Source organism: Acidobacteriota bacterium (assembly GCA_003696075.1).
Lineage (GTDB): Bacteria > Acidobacteriota > Polarisedimenticolia > J045 > J045 > J045.
In genome coordinates this window covers 1-18534 of record RFHH01000106.1, presented here as the reverse complement: position 1 = coordinate 18534, position 18534 = coordinate 1, and the positions used below count along the sequence as shown (strand labels likewise).

Genomic DNA, 18534 nt, shown 5'->3' with positions numbered 1-18534 from the left:
TCCTCTACGAGGACGAGGACGTCATCGTCCTCGACAAGCCGGCGGGCCTCGTCGTGCACCGCGGCGCGGGAACGCGGGGGCCCACGCTCGCCGAGGCGCTCCTCCACCACGATCCGGGCCTGGCCGGCGTCGGGGGGGACGAGCGCTGCGGGCTCGTTCACCGGCTCGACCGCGGCACGACCGGCGTGATGGTCGTCGCCCGGCACGACGCGGCGCACCGGCACCTCGCCGCCCAGTTCCGGCGCCGCGAGGTCGAGAAGACCTACCATGCCGTCGTGTGGGGCCGGCCCCGGGAGCGGGAGGGGGAGATCGACGCGCCGATCGGGCGTGACCCGCGCCGGCGTGTCCGGATGGCCGCCGCCGGCCTGCGGGCCCGGAGCGCCCTCAGCCGATACCGCGTCCTCCAGGAGGTTCCCGGGTTCGCCCTCGTCGCCGTGAGGATCGTCACCGGACGCACGCACCAGGTGCGCGTCCATCTCGCCACGCTCGGCCATCCGCTCGTCGGTGACGACACCTACGGGGGCGCCCGGTGGCGCGGCGTCGTCGATCCCGCCAAGAGGCGCGCGGTGCGCGCGCTGGGTCGGCCCGCCCTTCACGCCCGCCGCCTCGCCTTCACCCATCCCCGCACCGGCGCGCGCCTCCATTTCGTGGCCGACTGGCCCGAGGATCTCGCCACCCTGTGGAGCGCGCTCGGGGGGACACCGCCGTGAGCGGCGCCGGAACCATCGCCGTCGCCGGGGCGGGGCGCGCCGGCACCGCGCTCGCCGTGGCCCTCGCGCGGGCGGGGCATGCCGTGAGGGTGTGGGACCGGCGCCCGGGTGCCGCGCGCCGCGCCGCGAGGGCGGCCGGAGCGGAGACGGCGCGCGGCCTGCGGGGACTGCTGGAGGGCTCGCGGCTGCTCTTGGCGGCGGTCCGGGACGACGCGCTCGGCGCCTTCGCGGCCGCGGCGGCCGAGTCGTGGCCGGAGCGCGGCGGGCCGCGCGTCGCCCTCCACCTCGCCGGATCGCGGCCGGCCGCCGCCCTGGGCGCGCTGGCCGCCCGCGGCGCCGCCCTCGGCGTGTTCCACCCGGTGGTCGCCCTGCACGGTGCCCGGTCCGCGGACAGCCTGCGCGGACGCTTCGCCACCGTCTCGGGCGACCGCCGCGCCCTCGCCGAGGCCCGCCGGCTGGCCCGGAGCCTGGGGATGCGCGCCCTCCGGGTCGACGACACGGCGAGGCCGCTGGTCCACCTCGCCGCGGTGATGGCGGCGGGGGACGTCGTCGCCCTCCTCGACGCCGCCGCCGCACTGCTCGGAGCGGCCGGCGTGGCGCCGAGACGGGCACGCGACCTGCTCGGCGCCCTCGCCGAGAGCGCCGTCGCCGGCTTCCGGACGTCGGGACTCGACGCGCTGACCGGTCCGATCGCGCGCGGGGACGCGGAGACGCTCCGCAGGCACGCCGCCGGTCTCGCCGGCGCGGGGCTGGACGCCGCTCCGGCCGCGCGGATCCACGCCGGCATCGCCTCGGCCGCCGTGGAGCGGCTCCGGGCCACCGGCAAGCTCAGCGGTCCGGCCGCGGCCGAGCTCGCCCGCGCCCTCGATCGCTTGGCGCGCGGGAGCGGTTCGCGGCAAGATCGGCGGCGATGAGCGCCCTCCTCGCTTCGCTCCTGGCCCTCCTGGCGGCATCGCCAGCCGCCGCACAGCCGGCGGCGGTCGCGGCCGGACGGTTCGTGGGTTCGTGGTCCCGGGTGGAGCCGGGCCAGCGGATGGCCCTGCTCATCGACCGGGACGCCTCGGGAGCGTTCAAGCTTCGCTTCTACTGGCACCGGGAGTCGCTGGACGTCGACACCGCGTGGCAGGAACGCACGGAGTACGTCTACAAGGGCTACCCGGGCGCGATCGAGCTGGAGGTCGATCAGGAGCGGAGCGACGACACCCACCTGTTCGTCCGGTACCACCGGGAGCAGCGGGGGCCGCGGCAGGCCCTGCTGACCGAGGACGGAACCCTCGAACTGTTCCGGATCGGGCGCTTCGGCCGGACGCTCGTCTGGCGGATCTCTCCCGTCACCAGACGGCTGACCGTGGGCGAACCGCTGTCGCCCGCCGAGGCCGACAGCGGGCCGATGCTCGACTCGATCGAGTGGCACTTCAACAAGGAAGCCGAGCGCCTCCTGGAGTGGGACGAGTTCTACTGGTGACGGGTCCGCCCGGAACCCCACGTCCGACCCGGAAAACCCGCTTGCGGTGCGGTCCCGTCAGTAGGGGTAGAAGAGCGGGACCAGCAGCATCACGATCAGGAAGCAGACCACCGAAAGCGGCGCGCCGAACTTCATGAAGTCGGCGAACCGGTACCGGCCCGTCGACATCACGAGCAGGCAGGCGGGCTCGAGCGGGGTCATGAAGGCGAGCGACGCCGCCACCGCGATCGTCACTGCGACCGGCCTCACGGCGATCCCCATCAGCTCGGCGGACGACAGGCCGATGGGCAGGACCAGCAGCGCAGCGGCCGCGTTCGACATGGATTGCGTGAGCAGCACCGTGAGCCAGTACAGACCCGCGAGCATCATGAGAGGCCGCGCGCCGGCCCCGCCCAACGCCTCCAGCATCGACTGGGCCATCCACGCGGCGGTGCCCGACTCCTCGATGGCGGTGGCCACGCCGAACATCGAGCCCACGATCAGGATGAGCTTGAAATTCACCGCCCGGTAGGCCTCCTCCACCGTCATGCACCCGGTGAGGATCACCGCCAGCGCGCCGAGCACGAACGCCAGGGCGATCGGCACGATTCCGCTCGCCCCGAGGAGCAGTGCGCCGGCGAACGCCAGGACGGACAGCAGTTCCTTCCGCGGCTCGTACCGGGGAAGGACCCGGTCGTTCAGGAGGAGGTAGAGCGGATCGCCGGCCAGGCTCCGGATCCGGTCGATCGGCCCCTGGATGAGCAGGTCATCGCCGATCCGCAGCCGGATGTGCCCGATCTTCTCCACGAGCGGGCCGCCGCGGCGCCACAGCGCGATGACGTCCAGCCCGTACCGACCGCGGAGATCGACCTCGCGGAGAGTGCGGCCGATCAGCGGGGAGTTGTACGAGATCGTCCCTTCCACCAGGGCCAGCGCCCCCTGCCCCGGCGGCGTGACCTTGCTCGACTTCTTTCGCCGCAGGCCGGCGGCGGCGACCCCCCGGTTGATCGCGTGGACCGTCCCCTCGACCACCACCACGTCGCCTTCCTTCAGGGGAGTGTCGAGGACGTCCTCCGCGAGGCGCACGGCGCCGCGGATGAGCCCGATCGGGGAGAGCTCGTAGTTCTCCGCCAGCGCCAGCTCGCGCAGCGTCCTTCCGATCGCCGGTGATCCTTCCGGGACCTCGAGTTCGGTCAGGAAGAGCCGGCCCTGGCGCGAGTCGCCGTTCTCCGGCTCGGCCTCCTCGGCCGCGCGGCCGGGGATCCACCGCGAAACGACGAGAAGGTAGACGAGGCCCACCACCGCCAACGGAACGCCGACCCAGCTCAGCTCGAAGATGCCCAGCGGCTTCATTCCGTGCGCCTCGAGGCCCCCGGAGACGGCGACGTTCGTCGACGTGCCGGTCAGCGTGCAGACGCCGCCGAGGAGGGAGGCGTAGGCGACGGGCATCAGGAGGCGCGAGGGCGGCACGCGGTAGGTGCGCGCGAGGTTCTCCGCCACCGGCAGGTACATCGCCGTGGCGGCGACGTTGTTGATGAACGCGGAGATCCCCGTCACCGAGGCGAGGAGCGCGAGGATCATCTTCTCCGGCCCCGTGCCCGACAGCCGTTCGATGCGCGCCGCGATCCGCTCCCCCGCCCCGTTCCGGACCAGGCTCGAGGACAGGACGAGCACGCAAGCGATCATCACCAGGGCCGGGCTTCCGAACCCCTGGAACGCCTCGTTCGGGTCGACGACGCCGGTGAGCACGAGGGCGACGAGCGCCAGCACGCCCACCAGCTCCACCGGCAGCACCTCGGTCAGGAAGAGCAGGAACGCCAGGCTCACCACGGCGAGGACGATGCCGATGTCCAGCGTCACCCGGATCCTCCCGACCCGCGCGCCGGCGCGGGGCCTGCATGATAACCTCGCCCGCCCCTGCCGGGCGTCGCCCGCGGGCGCCCGCCGCGACGGAGGAGAGCGAGCCATGCACAACGGCATCTTCGACGTCCCCGAACCGTGGAACGAGCCGGTCAAGGACTACGCCCCGGGTTCCCCCGAGCGGGCCGAGCTCAAAGAGCGGCTGTCCGACTGGATGTCGGCTCCGCGCGAGATCCCCTGCGTGATCGGGGGGCGAAGGGTCCGGACGGGGCGTCTCGCCGAGCAGCGGATGCCGCACCGGCACCGCCAGGCGGTCGCCCACGTGCACCAAGCGGGACCGCGCCAGGTCCGCGCCGCGGTGCGGGCGGCGCGGGAAGCGTGGGAGGAGTGGTCCCGCACGCCGTGGGAAACGCGCGTCGCCATCTTCCTCAAGGCCGCCGACCTGCTGTCCGGCCCTTACAGAGCCGAGGTGAACGCGGCGACGATGCTCGGCCAGAGCAAGACGGTCCACCAGGCGGAGATCGACGCCGCCTGCGAGCTGGCCGATTTCTGGCGGTTCAACTGCGCGTACCTCCAGCAGATCTACGAGGACCAGCCCTTCTCGCCGCCGGGACAGTGGAACACCGTCGAGTACCGGCCGCTGGAGGGCTTCGTCCTGGCCATCACCCCGTTCAACTTCACGTCGATCGGGGGGAACCTGCCGACGGCGCCCGCCCTGATGGGCAACACCGTCCTGTGGAAGCCCGCCTCGACGGCGGTCGCCTCGAACTACGTCGTCCTCCAGGTGCTCGAGGAGGCGGGATTGCCGCCCGGCGTGATCAATTTCCTGCCCGGACCGGGGCGGGAGATCGGGCCGGAAGCCCTCGGCCGCCCCGAGCTCGCCGGGGTCCACTTCACCGGATCGACCGAGACCTTCCTCTCCATCTGGGAGACGGTCGGCCGGAACATCCGCCGCTACGCCGGCTACCCGCGACTCGTCGGCGAGACGGGCGGGAAGGACTTCGTCTTCGTTCACGCCTCGGCCGACGTGGACGAAACGGCCACCGCGCTGGTGCGGGGTGCCTTCGAGTACCAGGGCCAGAAGTGCTCGGCGGCGAGCCGCGCCTACGTCCCCCGCTCGCTGTGGCCCAAGCTCCGCCGGGCGCTTGGCGACCAGCTCTCGGAGGTGAAGGTCGGCGATCCGACCGACTTCACCAACTTCATGGCGGCGGTGATCGACCGTCCCTCCTTCGACAAGATCACCGGCTACATCCGCCTCGCCTCCCGCTCCGCGCGCCTGAAGATCCTCCATGGCGGGGGAGCCGACCGGCGGCGCGGCTACTTCATCGAGCCGACGGTCGTGCTGACCGAGGACCCCAAGCACCGGCTGATGCGCGAGGAGATCTTCGGTCCCGTGCTGACGATCTTCGTCTACCCCGACGCGCGGCTGGACGAGGCGATCGAGCTGTGCGACTCCACCAGTCCGTACGCCCTGACCGGCGCCGTCTTCGCCCGCGACCGGCGGGCGATCCAGGCCATCTCCCAGGCCCTCCGCCACGCGGCGGGCAACTTCTACATCAACGACAAACCGACCGGCGCCGTGGTCGGCCAGCAGCCGTTCGGAGGCGGCCGAGCCTCCGGGACCAACGACAAGGCCGGCTCGCCCCTGAACCTCCTCCGCTGGGCGAGCCCCCGGGCGGTGAAGGAGACGTTCGCGCCGCCCCGGCACTTCGCCTATCCGTTCATGGCGCCGGAGGAGGAGTGAACCGATGTCCGCCGAGCCGATCCGGACTTCGCGCCGCATCGAGGGGGTCACCTATGCGGTGCGGGACGTGGTGCTGCTCGCGCGGGAGGCGGCGGCGCGCGGCCGCGATCTGATCTATCTCAACATCGGCGATCCTTGCCAGTTCGACTTTCGCACCCCCGAACACGTCACCGAAGCCATCGTGCGCGCCCTCCGCGACGGGCGGACCTCCTATGCCCCCTCCGAGGGCCTCCCGGAGGCGATCGAGGCCATCCGGCGCGACGCCGAGGAGCGCAAGGGGATCGCCGGCGTCCGGCACGTGATCGTCGGGCACGGCGCTTCGGAGCCGATCGAACTGCTGTTGACGGCGCTGCTCGAGCCGGGCGAGGAGGTTCTCGTCCCGCGGCCCGGCTACCCCTTGTACCCGGCCGTCCTCGCCAAGCTCGGGGCGGTCGCCGTGCCCTACGACCTCGACGAGGAGCGCGGATGGTCGCCATCGCCCGAGTCGATCGAGGAGAAGATCGGGCCGCGGACGCGGGCCCTGGTACTGATCCACCCCAACAATCCCACCGGGGCGGTGGCGGATCGGGCCGCTCTCGAGCGCGTACTGGAGCTGTGCGCCCGCCACCGCCTCCTCCTCCTGTCGGACGAGATCTACGACCGGATGCTGCTCGACCCGGTCGAGATGATCTCGCCGGCCGCTCTGCGGGACGACCTGCCCGTGGCGACCTTCGGCGGGCTGTCGAAGGTCTGGCTGGGACCGGGGCTGCGGATCGGCTGGTGCATCCTGAGCGGGCCGGAGCGCGCCGTGGAGCCCCTGGCCGAGGGGATGCTCCGGCTCGCCCGCGCCCGCCTTTGCGCGAGCCACCCGGTCCAGCACGCCGTCGCGCCCGCCCTGTTCGGCCCGATGGATCACGTCGAGCGGACGAACGCGAAGCTCCGGGAGCGACGGGACCTGCTGGTCGGGCGGGTCGCGGCGCTGCCCGGGTGGAGCGTCGTTCCTCCCCGCGCCGCGTTCTACGCGTTTCCCCGGATCGATCTACCCGACGGTGACGACGCCCGGTTCGTCCGCGACCTGATCCTCGAAACCGGCGTGGTGCTCGTGCACGGGAGCGGGTTCGGGCAGCGCCCGGGCACGGCCCACGTGCGGATCGTCTTCCTCCCGCCCCCGGAGCGCCTCGGGGAGGCCTTCGACCGGATCGCCGCCTACACCGCGGGCCGCGGCTGATCGGGCACCGGCGGCACGCCGGGAGACGCGGCGAGGGGCCGGGTCCGCCGGGGAGCGGCGGCCGGCCGCGGCATCCCCGCCTCGATCGCCCCGTACAGGCGGGCGAGGTCCTCCGCCCGGCGATCGGGGTCGAACACGGTCCGGGCGAAGGCGCGGCGCTCGAGTGGATCGCCCGGCACCGCGCCCGGCTCGCGCGCGAAGCCGGCCAGCGCGGCGGCCCACGCCTCGGTGTCCTCGGGGGGAAGCAGCCGCCCGCGGGGCTCCCGCCGCACCGCCCGCCAGCGCCCGGGCCCGTCGCGGATCCAGTCCCGCGCCAGCAGATCGGGAACGCCGCCCACCGCGGCCGCGAGGACGGGCAGGCCGCATCCGAGAGCCTCGATCACCGCCACCGGCGTCCCTTCGCTTCGCGAGGGAAGCACGAGCCCGTCGACCTGCTCGAGGAAGGGAACGGGCCGGACGACCGGTCCGACGAAGCGCCAGCGCTCCCCGATTCCGCCCGCGGCCAGGACCCGGCGGACCTCCCGCTCGACACCGGGCTCCACCGGGCCCGCGACCAGGATGCGGAGCGCGTCGAGCAAGCGGGGCCAGCGGGCGGCCGCGCGGGCGTGCGCGCGGGCCAGGCGGTCGAGCCCCTTGACGGGTACCCCCCGACCGAGGAACGCCAGCAGGCGCCCTCCAGGGGGCCGGAGCTCGCTCACCCGGGGAACGCTCCCGGCTCCGCCGCCGTCCAGCTCGCAGCCCAGCGGCAGCACCGCCATCCGCGCCGCGGCCCGCGGGCCGAGCAGCCGCGCCAGTTCGGCGCGCTGCCCCTGAGACAACGCCAGGATGAGGTCCGTACGCGCCGCGAGCAGCCGCTCGAGGATCCTCCAGCACGGGCCGAGCGCGCCCGCCGCCGCCCTGGTCATCGAGTGCCCGTGGTAGGTGTGCACGACGCGGGGCCGTCGCCGGCCCGTCGCCGCCGCCAGCCGCCCCAGGCAGCCGGCCTTCGCCGTGTGGGTGTGGACCACCGCGGGCTGCAGCCGCCGGACGGCCGCCGCCAAGGTCCCGAGGGCGCGGGCGTCGCGGTGCGGGGCGGGGTTTCTGACGAGGCAGCGCAGGCGGAGAACCGGGAGATCGGGGTAGTCCTCCAGAATCTCCCGCGCCTCGATCTCATGGGAGGAGGCCACGCCGGTGACGAGCACCGTCCTGAACCCGCGCCGGGCCAGCCGCTCGAGCCCTGCGAGGACGGGCCGCGTGGGGCCGCCGAGCACGAGGCGGGTGACCACGTGCACCGCGATCGGCCTTTGGGGACGACCCACCGAACCTCCGCCCGCGACCCCCGGGGGGCCGCTTCGCTAAATATCGGCCTGACCAAAGTTTCTCAGGAGCGGCCGGCCGGGATCAAGTCGGGGCCGCGCGCACCCCGGCGGCGGGCCGCCTCCCCTTTACGCGGGGCCCCTCGGTTCGGTACCTTGCCCTGGTGACCGTCAGCGTTCGGGGCTTCCGCTTGCCGGCGGTGTCCCGGGGCCTAGATTGGAGCTAGGACGGCCGGCCCGCGGCGACGGTCGCGGCGGGCCGGCCCGCGGACTTCGGGTGCGGAGGATCGCGTGGCGCAGCCGGTGAGCGGCCGCCCGGCCCGCGGCGGGCGGGTCTGGCGGCGGAACCCGCGGCTCGCGGAGCAGGTGTTGGGAGGGAAGGCGGTGGTCCTGCACTACGAGGGCCGCCGCGTTCTCGGACTCAACGACACCGGCACCCTCCTTTGGACCCTCGTCGACGGGCGGCGCCGCGAGGAGGAGATCGCCGCCGAGGCCGGCCGGCGCCTCGCCGTCCCCCCCGAAGAGATCCCGGCGTTCCGCGATTCCGTGTTCCAGTTCTTCGACGACCTGAGCCGGCGAGAGCTCCTCGTTCCCGCATCCATGCCGTCCCGGCCGGACCCGGAGGGGCCGGCGGGTGCGGAGCGGGACGCGGCGCACCGCCGAAGCGGGGAGGTCCCGGAGGAGAGACGATGAGCGGCTTTGCGCTGACGGAGCGTGTCCAGCGTGGCGTCCCGTGCCTCGCCGCAGGACTCGCCGCCGCTGTCCTGCTGGCGGCGGTCCCGACGCTCGCCACCGACACGACGTGCACCGGCAACGAGACCGACGGGGGCGGCTACTCCTGCACGCAACCGGGGACGGCCGACGTGATCCCCGACATCTCGGGGGATGCGTCGGCGACCCAGATCGGCACCGCCGGCAACGCGTGGCGGCCGAAGGGATGTTCCGGGGACGACTGCTGGTTCCTGGCCGACATCACCGGCGGGCTCGATTTCGCCTGGTACGGAACGACCTACCAGAGCGTCTACGTCGGGTCCAACGGCTACGTCTCCTTCGGGACGGGATACACGAACGAGGTGAGCGCGCTGTCGATCCCCACGTCGAGCTCTCCGAACAACGCGATCTACGCCTACGGGGACGACCTCGACCCCTCCGCAGGAGGCGCCGTCTACTACGAGCAGACGACCTGCGGGAGCCCCTCGTTCAACTGCCTCGTGGTGCAGTGGGACCAGGTTCCCGACTACTCCGGCAGCGTGACCGTGACCGTCCAGCTCGCGCTCGACCTCGACAACGACAACGTCTGGATCGAGATCGAGCAGGAGACCGGAGCCGGCGGCTCCTCCAAGCCGCAGCTCGTCGGGACGGAGAACTCCAACGGAAGCGCGGGGCTGTGGTACAAGGCCTCCGGCGATCCGGACTCCCGCGGCGCGACCGCCGGGTCGCAGTTCGAGTTCTCGCCCAGCGACCAGACCGCGCCCGGGCCGGTGACCAAGCTGACCTCGGCCTCGGGTGACCTCCAGGTGACCCTCGAGTGGGTCGAGCCGAGCGACACCGACCTGGCGGGCGTGCTCGTCCTCCGGAAGGCGAACTCGGCCGTGGACGCGGATCCGGTCGACGGCACCACCTACAACGTCGGCGACGTGATCGGCGTCGGGAACGAAGTGGTCTGCAAGACCACCGCAGGAGACGGGGGCTGCACCGACGTGACCGTCGTCAACGACATCACGTACTACTACGAGGCCTTCGCCTTCGACGGTAACGCGAACTACTCCACCGGCACCACGACGCGCGGAATCCCGCGGGCGGGAACGGTGGTCAAGTGGGCCTACACGACGCGATCGACCACCCTGGCGCCCGTGGGGGCGATTCCGGAGGTCGCCCTCGTCTCCACCGGGAACGACCGGCTCCTGCACAAGATGGCCGAGGCCGACGGGACGCGCGGTTCCTGGACGCCGCCGACCCTCAGCGGGACGGTCCAGGCGCGCCCGTCGGTGGGCGACCTCAACTACGGCACGGGGAATCCGGCGGACTACCGCGCCTACCTGAGCGCCCAGGACGGCGCCCTGTACCGCTACGACCTGTCGGACAGCTCCGCGTCTCCCGACACGCGCGACGTGGTCGGCGACGCCGGCTGCTCTTCGGGGATCCTCCAGGCGGGCCCGGTCGTCATGCTGAACGCCGTCGACTCGAACTCGAACGAGCAGGACGACGTGGTGATCGTGGCCACGAGGTGCGCTTCGACGAACAACAAGGTGATGATGTACTCGACCGACCTGTCGACCCTCTACGACAGCTACGACGGCGGCGCGGGCGGTCTCGGCATCGCGAACGCGCCGGCCCGCATCCTCTACGATCCGCCCATCTCCTCCGGCAACAACCTCGTGTACGTTCCGGTGCGGGCGGACGGCGGAGAGTCGCTCGTGGTGCTCGAGGTCGACACGGACGGAACGATGGCCCAGTTCACCTCCTCGCCCTACTCGACCGTGACGGGGATCGGCGACATCGACGCGCAGCCCGAGCTGGTCCAGCGGGGGCCGGTCTGGCTCCTCCTCGTCGGCAACACCTCCGGGACGATCTACTCCTTCTCGGCGACCCAGCGGACCGGATCGAACCCGGGCGACCCGCTGCAGCAACTCGACTCGTACTCGACCTCCGACGGCCCGGTGAAGGGGATCGAGGCCGCCACCTCGCGAGCGATCGGCGGCGGTCAGTACGAGAACTGGGTCGTGTGGACGACGGACGGAACGGTGCACGGCATCAAGCTGGGGGGCCTGGGAACGTTCGACACCAGCTCCTACTGGTCGGTGTCGATCCCCGGCCCGTCGGCGCCCATCGTGCTCCGGTACGTGGGCGGGACGAACAACACCCTCGCCTACGTGGGATCGTCCAACGGGAAGCTCTACGAAATCGACGCGACGACCGGCACCATCGAACGCCAGTGGCTGATCGAGAGCGGGAAGACCGTCGGGGACCCGACCTTCGACTACAACGACGGGACCAACCAGGGCATCGTGGTCGGGACGACCTCGGGCACGATCCACTGGGTGCGGCTCAACTGAGCGCCCGGACGGTGTAAACTCAGGCTCCGTGGGAGAAACGACGATGAGCAGAAGATTCGCGACGCTCCTGACGGCGGGGATCGCCGCCGCGGCTCTCGGAGGCGCGGCCCTCGCCGCCGCCCCATCGCGGCCCGCGCGCGCCGACCTGCGGGCGCCGGCCGGGAACGAACCCTCGGAGGCGATCCAGGCGGTCGTGGTGACCGACCAGGACCCCTCCAGCGTCTTCCAGCCGGGCCGCCGGTTCGTGCTGCGCCCGCTGTCGACCGGGCCGTTCGACGCCCACCGCACGCTCAATCTCTTCATCATCACGGTCTTCGACCGCCGCCAGATGCCGGAGGGGAACTACGACCAGGTGACCCGGCTGATCCTGCCGGACGGCAGCCTCTACGAGGAGCGGACGACGCCGGTGAACCCCGGGGCGGTGCCGGGCCAGACGATCACCCGGCCCGACCTGGGACCGAGGCCGGCGAAGGTGAAGTCGACGCCGCGCATGCGGCGCCTGGCGCGGATGCTGCCCGCCGGAACGCTCTCCCGGGCCGCCGCCCGCAACGCGACCTACACGAGCGAGATCCTGCCGGTCAGCGGCACCTGGATCACCAAGCACAACCTGTACGGGACCTGGAAGGTCGAGGTCGCGCTGGTGCGCGACGGCGTGACGGTCTCGACCGGAAGCACGACGTTCGAACTGGGCATCGGTGCCCGTTGAAGCGAAAGGGGGATTCATGAGCGCCGAAACCAACGAGCGAACCGATCGCGAGCGCCCGTCCCGCGGACAGCGGAGCTGGCAGCGTCCCGCGATCGAGTGGGAAGAGCCCTACGAGCCGGTCGTGTTCGCCGCCTCCTGCACCAGCCTTCCGTTCAACTGCGGCTCCGGCGCGCGCGACTGATCCCGTGGAGCTGGTCCTCGGCGGCGTACCGCTGCACGTGACGTGCGGCGGTGCGCCGCTTTCGCAGAGAATCGCCTCCCGCTACGCGCGGTTTCGCGGCGGGGCGTCCGGCCGGCCGCTCCGGATCCGCCTGCGGGTGGACCCCGAGGCCCGCCCGCCGCGCTACCACCCGAGCTGGGTCGACAACCCGCCGCTGGAGGCCTCGGGGGATCTCGAGCGGGCCCGGTGCCGCGCTCCCGGCTACCGTGCCGCCTTCCGCTTCCGCGCCGGCAAGGCCGCGGCGGTGATCCCCGATTCGCTCGCGCACGCGGACCTGACGATCCGGGTGGCGCTCGGCGGTTGCCTGCTCGCCCGCGGCGAGGGAACGCTCCTCCACGCCGCGGCCGCGGTGCGCGACGGGTTCGGGCTCCTTTTCGCCGGCCCCTCCGGCGCCGGCAAGTCGACGCTCGCGCGGTTGTGCCGGGAAGCGGGGCTCGAGGTGCTGGCGGACGAGATGGTGATCGTCCGGCGCTCGGGCGCGGGCCTGCGGGTGCACGGCACGCCCTTCTGGCACGGATCGGCCCGTTCGGCGCCCGCCGGGGGGCTGTTCCTGCTCCAAAAGGCGGAACGACCCGAGGTGGAGCGGATCCCGCCCTCGCGGGCGCTGGCCGGACTTCTCGGCGCCGGGGGCGCGCCGCTCGATCTTCCCGATCTGCAACGGGCGTTCTTCGAGGCGGCCGCCGCGCTGCTCAGGCGGGTTCCCGCCTACCGGCTCGGCTTCAGGCGCGACACCGATTTCCTCGACTGCCTCGACGCCCTCCCCGAGTTCGCGTTCTGGCGGCCGCGGCGGCGCCGGGAGCGCCTCCTCCCGCAAGCGCCCCAGCCTGTGGAGAGGACACCGTGAGTTCCCGGCTCGCCGAACTGCTCCACGCGGCTCAGGACGAGCACGTCCCGATCAACGTGCTCTTCGAGCTGACCAATCGGTGCAACGAGGACTGCCGGCACTGCTACGTCGACCTCGGCGACGTGGACGGCGAGCTGACCACCGCCGAGGTGATCCGGATCCTGGACGAGCTTCGCGAGGCCGGCACCTTGTTCCTGACCTTCACCGGCGGGGAGATCTTCACCCGGCGCGACATCCTCACGTTGATCGACGAGGCGCGCCGGCGGCGCTTCGCGCTCCGCCTGTTCACCAACGGGACGTTGATCGGTCCCCGGGAGGTGGAGGCGATCGCCGCCGCCGGCGTGGTCGCGGTGGAGCTGTCGCTGTACGCGATGGACCCGGCGGTCCACGACGCGGTGACCCGCCGGCCGGGGTCTCACGCGAAGACGGTGCGGGCGGCCGAGCGGCTGCGCGCGGCGGGAGTGCCGGTGGTGCTCAAGGCCCCGATCCTCCGGAGCGCCGGCGAGGCCTACCGGGAGGTCGTCGCGTTCGCCCGCAAGATCGGCGCCGAATACCGGTTCGACCCGTCGGTGGTCGCGCGCTACGACCTCGACGAGACTCCGCTCGCGGAGCGCATCGACGGCGAAGCGCTCCAGCGGGCGTGCGCCGATCCCGACCTCGGGCTCGCCGCGGACCCGGCCTCGCGTCGGCCGCCGGATCCGGGAGACCCGATCTGCGCCACCGGGCGCCGGGTCGCTCTCATCTCCGCCCGGGGCCTCGTCTACCCCTGCTCCCAGCGCTTCCCTCCGGCGGGATCGCTCCGGGAGCAGTCGTTCCGGGAGATCTGGGAGACCTCCCCTCTCCTGCTCCGCCTGCGGAACCTCACCGCCCAGGATCTCCCCGTGTGCAGCCGATGCCCCAGCCACGCCCTGTGCGGCCGCTGCTCCCTCGACGCGCTGTTCGAGGACGGGGACTTCTGGGGGTCGCAGAGCCGCGCCTGCGCGGTGGCCGAAGCGAGGCTCTCGGCCGGAGCGCGAGGAGGGACCACGCTCGCGCAACGGCTCCGCGGTCTTCCCGGCTGCGGCCACTGACCCCGGGATCAGGCGAGGAGCCGCCTGAGCGGACGCGCCGCCACGTGCCGCACGGCGCGGATCAGGTCGCCGGGACGGTCGACCGCGAGGGCGGCGACGGCCCAGCGCGCGGCGCGGCCTCCGCCGGCCCGCTCCGCGGCAGCGCCGAGGCGGGCGACGAGCCCGGCCCGGCCGCGCCGCGGCGAGCGCTCCCCGCCGAAAAGTTCGCGCGCCCGCAAGTCGGCCGCCTCGAGGCAGACGCGGGCTCCGACCTCCCGCGCGCGCCGGCGCACCGCCTCGCTCCGCAGAAGGTCTCCGAGGAGGAACAGATCCAGCCACCAGATGCGCCGGCCGGAGGCGCCGTGAAAGGAGACGGCGTGGGAGGCGAGGTGGACGGCGAGGTCGGGCGCGGCGAGCCGGTGGAGGGCCTCCGCCCCGGGCCAACGTTCCGCCCGGGCGAACAGGCGGTGAGCGTCCCACCGCGTCCGCCCGGGGGTGCCGAGCTGCCAGTGGAGATCCACCTGGACCCGGGCCGCCCGGCGCCACCGGAGCGTGGAGGCGAACCAGTCGCGCCGGCGCTCCGGCTCCGGGCCCTCCGGTGCGAAGCCGCCGGAGGCGAGGCGGCGCCAAAGCCCCCCGGCGTCCTCCGGCCGGACCAGAAGGTCGAGGTCGTTGTGGGGCCGCTCGCCGGAGGGGTAGATGCGGCGCGCCAGGTCGGCCCCCTTCAGGACGACCACCTCCGTCCCCGCCTCCCCGGCCGCCCGGTCGATCGCCCCGAGCGCTTCCTCGAACAGGGCCTGCTCGCCGAGGACCTCGCGGTGCCGGCGGAGAAAGGCCTCGGCCAGGTCGGAGGGAAGCTTCCCGGCGCCCGCCGCGAGCCTACCCCCTGCCCGGGCGGCGAGCCGGTGCTCCCGCGCCAGGTGCCACACCGCGGGGCCGCTCGCGCCTTGCGGCCAGGAGAAGCGGCGCCCGGCGCACAGATCGGACAGCAGGCGCCACGCCGCCGCGCGGTCCGCGCCGGCGGCACGGTGCCTCGAGGCTCCGCGGCGATCGCTCAGCGCCGGGAGCGGCGGCCGAGAGCCGCCGCACCCGCCACCACCAGCGCGGCGGGAATGGCCAGCGGCAGGAGGAGCACCGCGGCGACGACGGCCAGAAGCAGGGCCAGCGCCAACGCCACGACGAGCGGCAGCGCCAACAGGCCGCCCACCAGGCCCAGGAGCCAGCCGAGCAGCTTCAACGGGACGAGGATCACCCAGACCGCGACCCGAACGGCGATGCCGACGACCAGGCCGACCGCCGCCAAAGCCCCGAGGATCAGGAGGAGGAGTGCGGCGAGTTCCAGCACCGTGACGCCCTCCGGGGGCGCAGCCGACGCCCCCGCCTTTGATGGTAACAGACGGGCGCGTCGCGGGCGTTCTCGCGCCCGGCGGGCCGCGCGCCGGCGGCGCGGGGTGCATCCCCGATGGTGCGTCCGCCCGTCCAACTCGCCGAGCGATCGAGGGCTACCGTCTCGGACCGCTCGACGCGCCGCGGGACGGGCACAAGTGTCGATGCGCCACCGAGTTCGCTGGCGCCGCGCACCATCGAGCGTGCACCTCGCCGACGGCGGGCCCGCGGTCCGGGCCGTTTTCGCAGGAGGCGCTCGTCCACTGGGTGCGATACCGAGCCCAACCCCGAGAAGAAGCGAGCTTCGGTCGCATCGGCCGGCGAGGTCCGGCCGGAGTCCCCGAGGCCGGCGACCGCTACGGGCCGGATCCGCGAACGCACCGTCGCGGGCGCACGTCGGCTTCCGCGAGAGTTCCGGCCGCGGCCGGAGCGCCGGCTACTGCGGGCCGTCGATCGCGTCGGCCACCGCGCGCCACATCTCGGAGTCGGCGGCCGTGAGGGTCCGCAGGTAGAGCTCGACGTCCTCTTCCGGAAACTCCTTCCGGATCGCCTCCACCGCCTTCCCCACCGCCTCCGCGGAGGGCGCTTCCACCCCGTCGGGGTCCTCGATCAGCCCGTCCTTGTGCGGGATCCCCACCAGGTCGAGGAACCGGGACAGGAGGGGCCGCTGATGGACGAGGTGGTAGCTCATCAGCGCCTGCTGCGCCGTCTCTTCGGGCAGACCTCCGCGGGCGAGGAGCGCGGCGCGCCGGACCCGCGGCATCTGCTCGAGAAAGGCGATCCTCATGCCGTGGGCGTTCAGCCACGGCTGGAGCGCCGCGAGGCGCTCCGCGCGGCCGAGCCGCTCGTCTTCCCAAAGGGCCAAGGCGACCCGCTCGCGCCGTTCCACGGGCAGCGCGTTCCAGACATGCCGGGCGGTCCACACTCCCATCGCGACTCCCCTTTCCGCGCGCTTCACTCCCCGGGCGGGCGCGCGACCTCCCGCACCGCCGCGGCGACCTCTTCGGGCCGCAGATCGGCGAGGCAGAGGTGATGCCCGCGGGGGCACGTTTCTCCCCCGTGCCGGCTGCAGGGCTGGCAATCGAGGTTCTTCGACAAGACCGTGAGTTCGGGAACGCGGCCCAGCGGCGCCCGCGGCGTCGGCCCGAGGAGCAGAACGGACGGCACCCCCAGGGCCGCCGCCGCGTGGATCGGACCGGAATCACCCGCCAGCGCCGCGGACGCCAGCGCCATCTCGGCGATCATCTCGCCGACGCTCGTGCCGCGCCGGTCGAGCGCCTCGGGCGCCGCATCGAGCAGCGCCCCCACCGCATCGGACTCGTCCGCTCCGGCGTAGATCGCGGGACGCGGCCCCCCCGCCTCGCGCAGCAGCTCGAACAGCCTCCGGTAGTTCGGCAGCGGCCAGCGCTTGGTCGGATAGCGGGAACCGGGGGCCACCGCCAGCAGCGGCTCGCCATTCCACCCGGCCGCCCGGAGCCGGGCGGCGGCCGCGGCCCGCCGCTCCGGTCCGACCTCGAGGCGCGGCCGCGTCTCCGCGGGAAGGATCTCCAGGGGGCCCAACAGAGCCAGCGGGCGCTCCGCGTAGGGACGCTCGTCGGGACGCCGGACGAGGTGCGTGTACGCCCATGCCCGGCCCGGCTCGCGGAAGCCGACGCGCCACCGCGCCCCGGAGAGCAGCCCGAGCACCGCCGTCCGGGCCGAGCGCGTCACCCCGAAGTAGTACCTGGGTGCCACCCGCCGGACCCGCGACGCGGCCGCAACGAGACCGCCCGCTCCCCGGTCGTCGCCGCGCTTGTCGTACGGGATGAACCGGTCGACCGCGGGATGGTCCGCGAGCACCTCGAGAGCGGCGGGACGCCCCACCACCGCGATCTCCGCCCTCGGGAAGGCCTGCCGCAGGGAGATCAGCAGCGGCGTGACGAAGACCATGTCGCCGATGTCCGCGAGCTGGGCGACGGCGATCCGCCGGGGCTTGCTCTCTGACGGGTCCGGAACCATGACGGTTCCAGTTTACGCCCAAGGCGGGAACGTGTGAGGCGGGTTGCTGCCGCGGCGGCCGCGATCCCATATTGCCTCCGAGCGGTGCGGGAGGTTTCGTGGACGAAGCCAGGCGGTACGGCGCGGTCCGCCGCCGCGCCGGTGCGGCGGGAGAGATTCCGCCTGCGGCTCGTTCCCGGCCGCGGACGTCCCGGCGCGGGCCCGGCGGGGAGGGCACGATGGGCGCGCGGCTCGACAGCACGCCGTGGGGGCGTCTGGCGGAGATCGCCCGCTCCCCGCGCGAGACGCCGCGCCGGCGGCTCCAGGCCGAAAGGGAACTGCTCTCCCGGCTCGACTCCCTCACGGTCGGCGAACGGATCGCCCTCGCTCGCCGCGCCACGGGCCGCGTGCTCGAGCGGCTGCTTTCCGATCGCGACGCCCGGGTGGTGCGGGCCGCGCGCGGCAACCCGCGGGCGCCGGCGTCGCTCCGTTCGGAGAGCGGTCCCGATTCCGGTGGCGATGGGACGTAGAGTGCGGCGCCGGAAGCCTTCCGTTCGGCCTCCCGCGGAGCGGGCGGCCGCTTGCGCGTGTTTGACACCCGAAAGCGGTGATCAGTATGATCCCGCCGCTCGCGGTTTGCGGTCGGGAGAGCGGATCCCCATGGCGTCCTTCGGCGAGATGCTGCGTCGCGAGCGGAAACTGCGACGCATCTCGCTCCGCGAGGTCGCCGAATCGACCAAGATCAACATCCGTTACCTCGAAGCGCTCGAGCGCAACGAGTTCGACTACCTCCCCGGCGGCGCCTTCACCGTCGGCTTCATCCGCGCGTACGCCCGCTGCATCGGCGCCGACGACCGCAAGATGGTCGACGCGTACAAGCTCGAACTGCAGGAGCAGCAGGCGCGCCGCGGCGAGGCCGGATTGCCGCCGGCGGAGACGCACGAGGACACGGCCCCGGAGGCCCGCCGGCGGAGGCGCGCCCGGTTGGCCCTAGCGGCGGCCGCCATCCTGCTCGCGACCGCGCTCGCCGCCGGCG

The 18534-nt window shown here is 73.5% G+C and carries 16 protein-coding genes; 11 read left to right on the top strand and 5 right to left on the bottom strand.

The genetic code is table 11. From position 1 onward, the window contains the following. The 3 genes from D6718_06690 to D6718_06680 all read left to right on the top strand — a co-directional run. The coding region (locus D6718_06690) for an RluA family pseudouridine synthase (protein RMG45750.1) at positions 1–710 on the top strand (710 nt) is incomplete at its 5' end. Beyond that, the gene (locus D6718_06685) at positions 530–1624 is read left to right on the top strand and encodes a DUF2520 domain-containing protein (protein RMG45749.1); all 1095 of its coding nucleotides are present in this window, start codon (positions 530–532) and stop codon (positions 1622–1624) included. The genes D6718_06690 and D6718_06685, both read left to right, overlap by 181 nt. Beyond that, on the top strand, positions 1621–2175 hold the full coding sequence (locus D6718_06680) for a hypothetical protein (protein RMG45748.1): 555 nt from the start codon (positions 1621–1623) through the stop codon (positions 2173–2175). Before D6718_06685 ends, D6718_06680 begins: the two co-directional genes overlap by 4 nt. A gap of 57 nt (positions 2176–2232) precedes the next feature. Here D6718_06680 and D6718_06675 read toward each other — a convergent pair whose 3' ends face one another. After that, positions 2233–4134 (bottom strand): SLC13 family permease, encoded by a 1902-nt coding sequence (locus tag D6718_06675; GenBank protein RMG45747.1) that lies wholly within the window; start codon positions 4132–4134, stop codon positions 2233–2235. On the opposite strand from D6718_06675, the gene pruA reads away from it, so the two are divergent. Then, positions 4121–5758 (top strand): L-glutamate gamma-semialdehyde dehydrogenase, encoded by a 1638-nt coding sequence (gene pruA, locus D6718_06670; GenBank protein RMG45746.1) that lies wholly within the window; start codon positions 4121–4123, stop codon positions 5756–5758. The two genes, D6718_06675 and pruA, sit on opposite strands and share 14 nt — an antisense overlap. Before the next feature lie 4 nt (positions 5759–5762). Further along, a complete protein-coding gene (locus D6718_06665; GenBank protein ID RMG45745.1) occupies positions 5763–6965 on the top strand; it encodes an aminotransferase class I/II-fold pyridoxal phosphate-dependent enzyme in 1203 nt (400 codons plus the stop codon). Here D6718_06665 and D6718_06660 read toward each other — a convergent pair. Further along, positions 6944–8263 (bottom strand): glycosyltransferase, encoded by a 1320-nt coding sequence (locus tag D6718_06660; protein ID RMG45744.1) that lies wholly within the window; start codon positions 8261–8263, stop codon positions 6944–6946. The two genes, D6718_06665 and D6718_06660, sit on opposite strands and share 22 nt — an antisense overlap. Positions 8264–8476: 213 nt before the next feature. Between D6718_06660 and D6718_06655 the strand changes: the two genes are divergently transcribed. From D6718_06655 to D6718_06640, 4 genes are all read left to right on the top strand, one after another. Beyond that, positions 8477–8953 (top strand): PqqD family protein, encoded by a 477-nt coding sequence (locus D6718_06655; protein RMG45743.1) that lies wholly within the window; start codon positions 8477–8479, stop codon positions 8951–8953. Continuing rightward, a complete protein-coding gene (locus D6718_06650) occupies positions 8950–11316 on the top strand; it encodes a hypothetical protein (protein RMG45742.1) in 2367 nt (788 codons plus the stop codon). The genes D6718_06655 and D6718_06650 overlap by 4 nt, the downstream gene beginning before the upstream one ends. Before the next feature lie 43 nt (positions 11317–11359). Continuing rightward, positions 11360–12022, top strand: coding sequence for a hypothetical protein (locus tag D6718_06645; protein ID RMG45741.1), 663 nt, complete (start codon positions 11360–11362; stop codon positions 12020–12022). Between the two features lie 637 nt (positions 12023–12659). After that, positions 12660–14156 (top strand): radical SAM protein, encoded by a 1497-nt coding sequence (locus tag D6718_06640; GenBank protein RMG45740.1) that lies wholly within the window; start codon positions 12660–12662, stop codon positions 14154–14156. An 8-nt stretch (positions 14157–14164) separates the two neighbouring features. Here D6718_06640 and D6718_06635 read toward each other — a convergent pair whose 3' ends face one another. The 3 genes from D6718_06635 to D6718_06625 form a co-directional block, all read right to left on the bottom strand. Next, positions 14165–15592 carry a hypothetical protein gene (locus D6718_06635; protein ID RMG45739.1) on the bottom strand — a complete coding sequence of 476 codons (1428 nt, stop codon included), beginning with the start codon at positions 15590–15592 and terminating at the stop codon, positions 14165–14167. A gap of 365 nt (positions 15593–15957) precedes the next feature. Further along, positions 15958–16479, bottom strand: coding sequence for a hypothetical protein (locus D6718_06630; protein ID RMG45738.1), 522 nt, complete (start codon positions 16477–16479; stop codon positions 15958–15960). Then, positions 16476–17519, bottom strand: a complete 1044-nt coding sequence (locus D6718_06625; GenBank protein ID RMG45737.1) for a glycosyltransferase family 9 protein — start codon at positions 17517–17519, stop codon at positions 16476–16478. Before D6718_06625 ends, D6718_06630 begins: the two co-directional genes overlap by 4 nt. Positions 17520–17617: 98 nt before the next feature. Here D6718_06625 and D6718_06620 point away from each other — a divergent pair, with 98 nt between their 5' ends. Both D6718_06620 and D6718_06615 read left to right on the top strand, forming a co-directional pair. Further along, entirely contained in the window at positions 17618–18028 is a 411-nt protein-coding gene (locus D6718_06620; GenBank protein ID RMG45736.1) for a hypothetical protein, read from the top strand. Between the two features lie 130 nt (positions 18029–18158). After that, on the top strand, positions 18159–18534 hold a 376-nt coding region (locus tag D6718_06615; protein ID RMG45735.1), incomplete at its 3' end, for a hypothetical protein.

What these genes read in the sequence shown, in the direction of transcription:
- D6718_06680 (RMG45748.1), top strand. Translation starts at nt 1,621, where the DNA reads ATGAGCGCCCTCCTCGCTTCGCTCCTGGCCCTCCTGGCGGCATCGCCA.
- pruA (RMG45746.1), top strand. Translation starts at nt 4,121, where the DNA reads ATGCACAACGGCATCTTCGACGTCCCCGAACCGTGGAACGAGCCGGTC.
- D6718_06675 (RMG45747.1), bottom strand. Translation starts at nt 4,134, where the DNA reads ATGCCGTTGTGCATGGCTCGCTCTCCTCCGTCGCGGCGGGCGCCCGCG.
- D6718_06665 (RMG45745.1), top strand. Translation starts at nt 5,763, where the DNA reads ATGTCCGCCGAGCCGATCCGGACTTCGCGCCGCATCGAGGGGGTCACC.
- D6718_06650 (RMG45742.1), top strand. Translation starts at nt 8,950, where the DNA reads ATGAGCGGCTTTGCGCTGACGGAGCGTGTCCAGCGTGGCGTCCCGTGC.
- D6718_06645 (RMG45741.1), top strand. Translation starts at nt 11,360, where the DNA reads ATGAGCAGAAGATTCGCGACGCTCCTGACGGCGGGGATCGCCGCCGCG.
- D6718_06635 (RMG45739.1), bottom strand. Translation starts at nt 15,592, where the DNA reads ATGCACCCCGCGCCGCCGGCGCGCGGCCCGCCGGGCGCGAGAACGCCC.
- D6718_06625 (RMG45737.1), bottom strand. Translation starts at nt 17,519, where the DNA reads ATGGTTCCGGACCCGTCAGAGAGCAAGCCCCGGCGGATCGCCGTCGCC.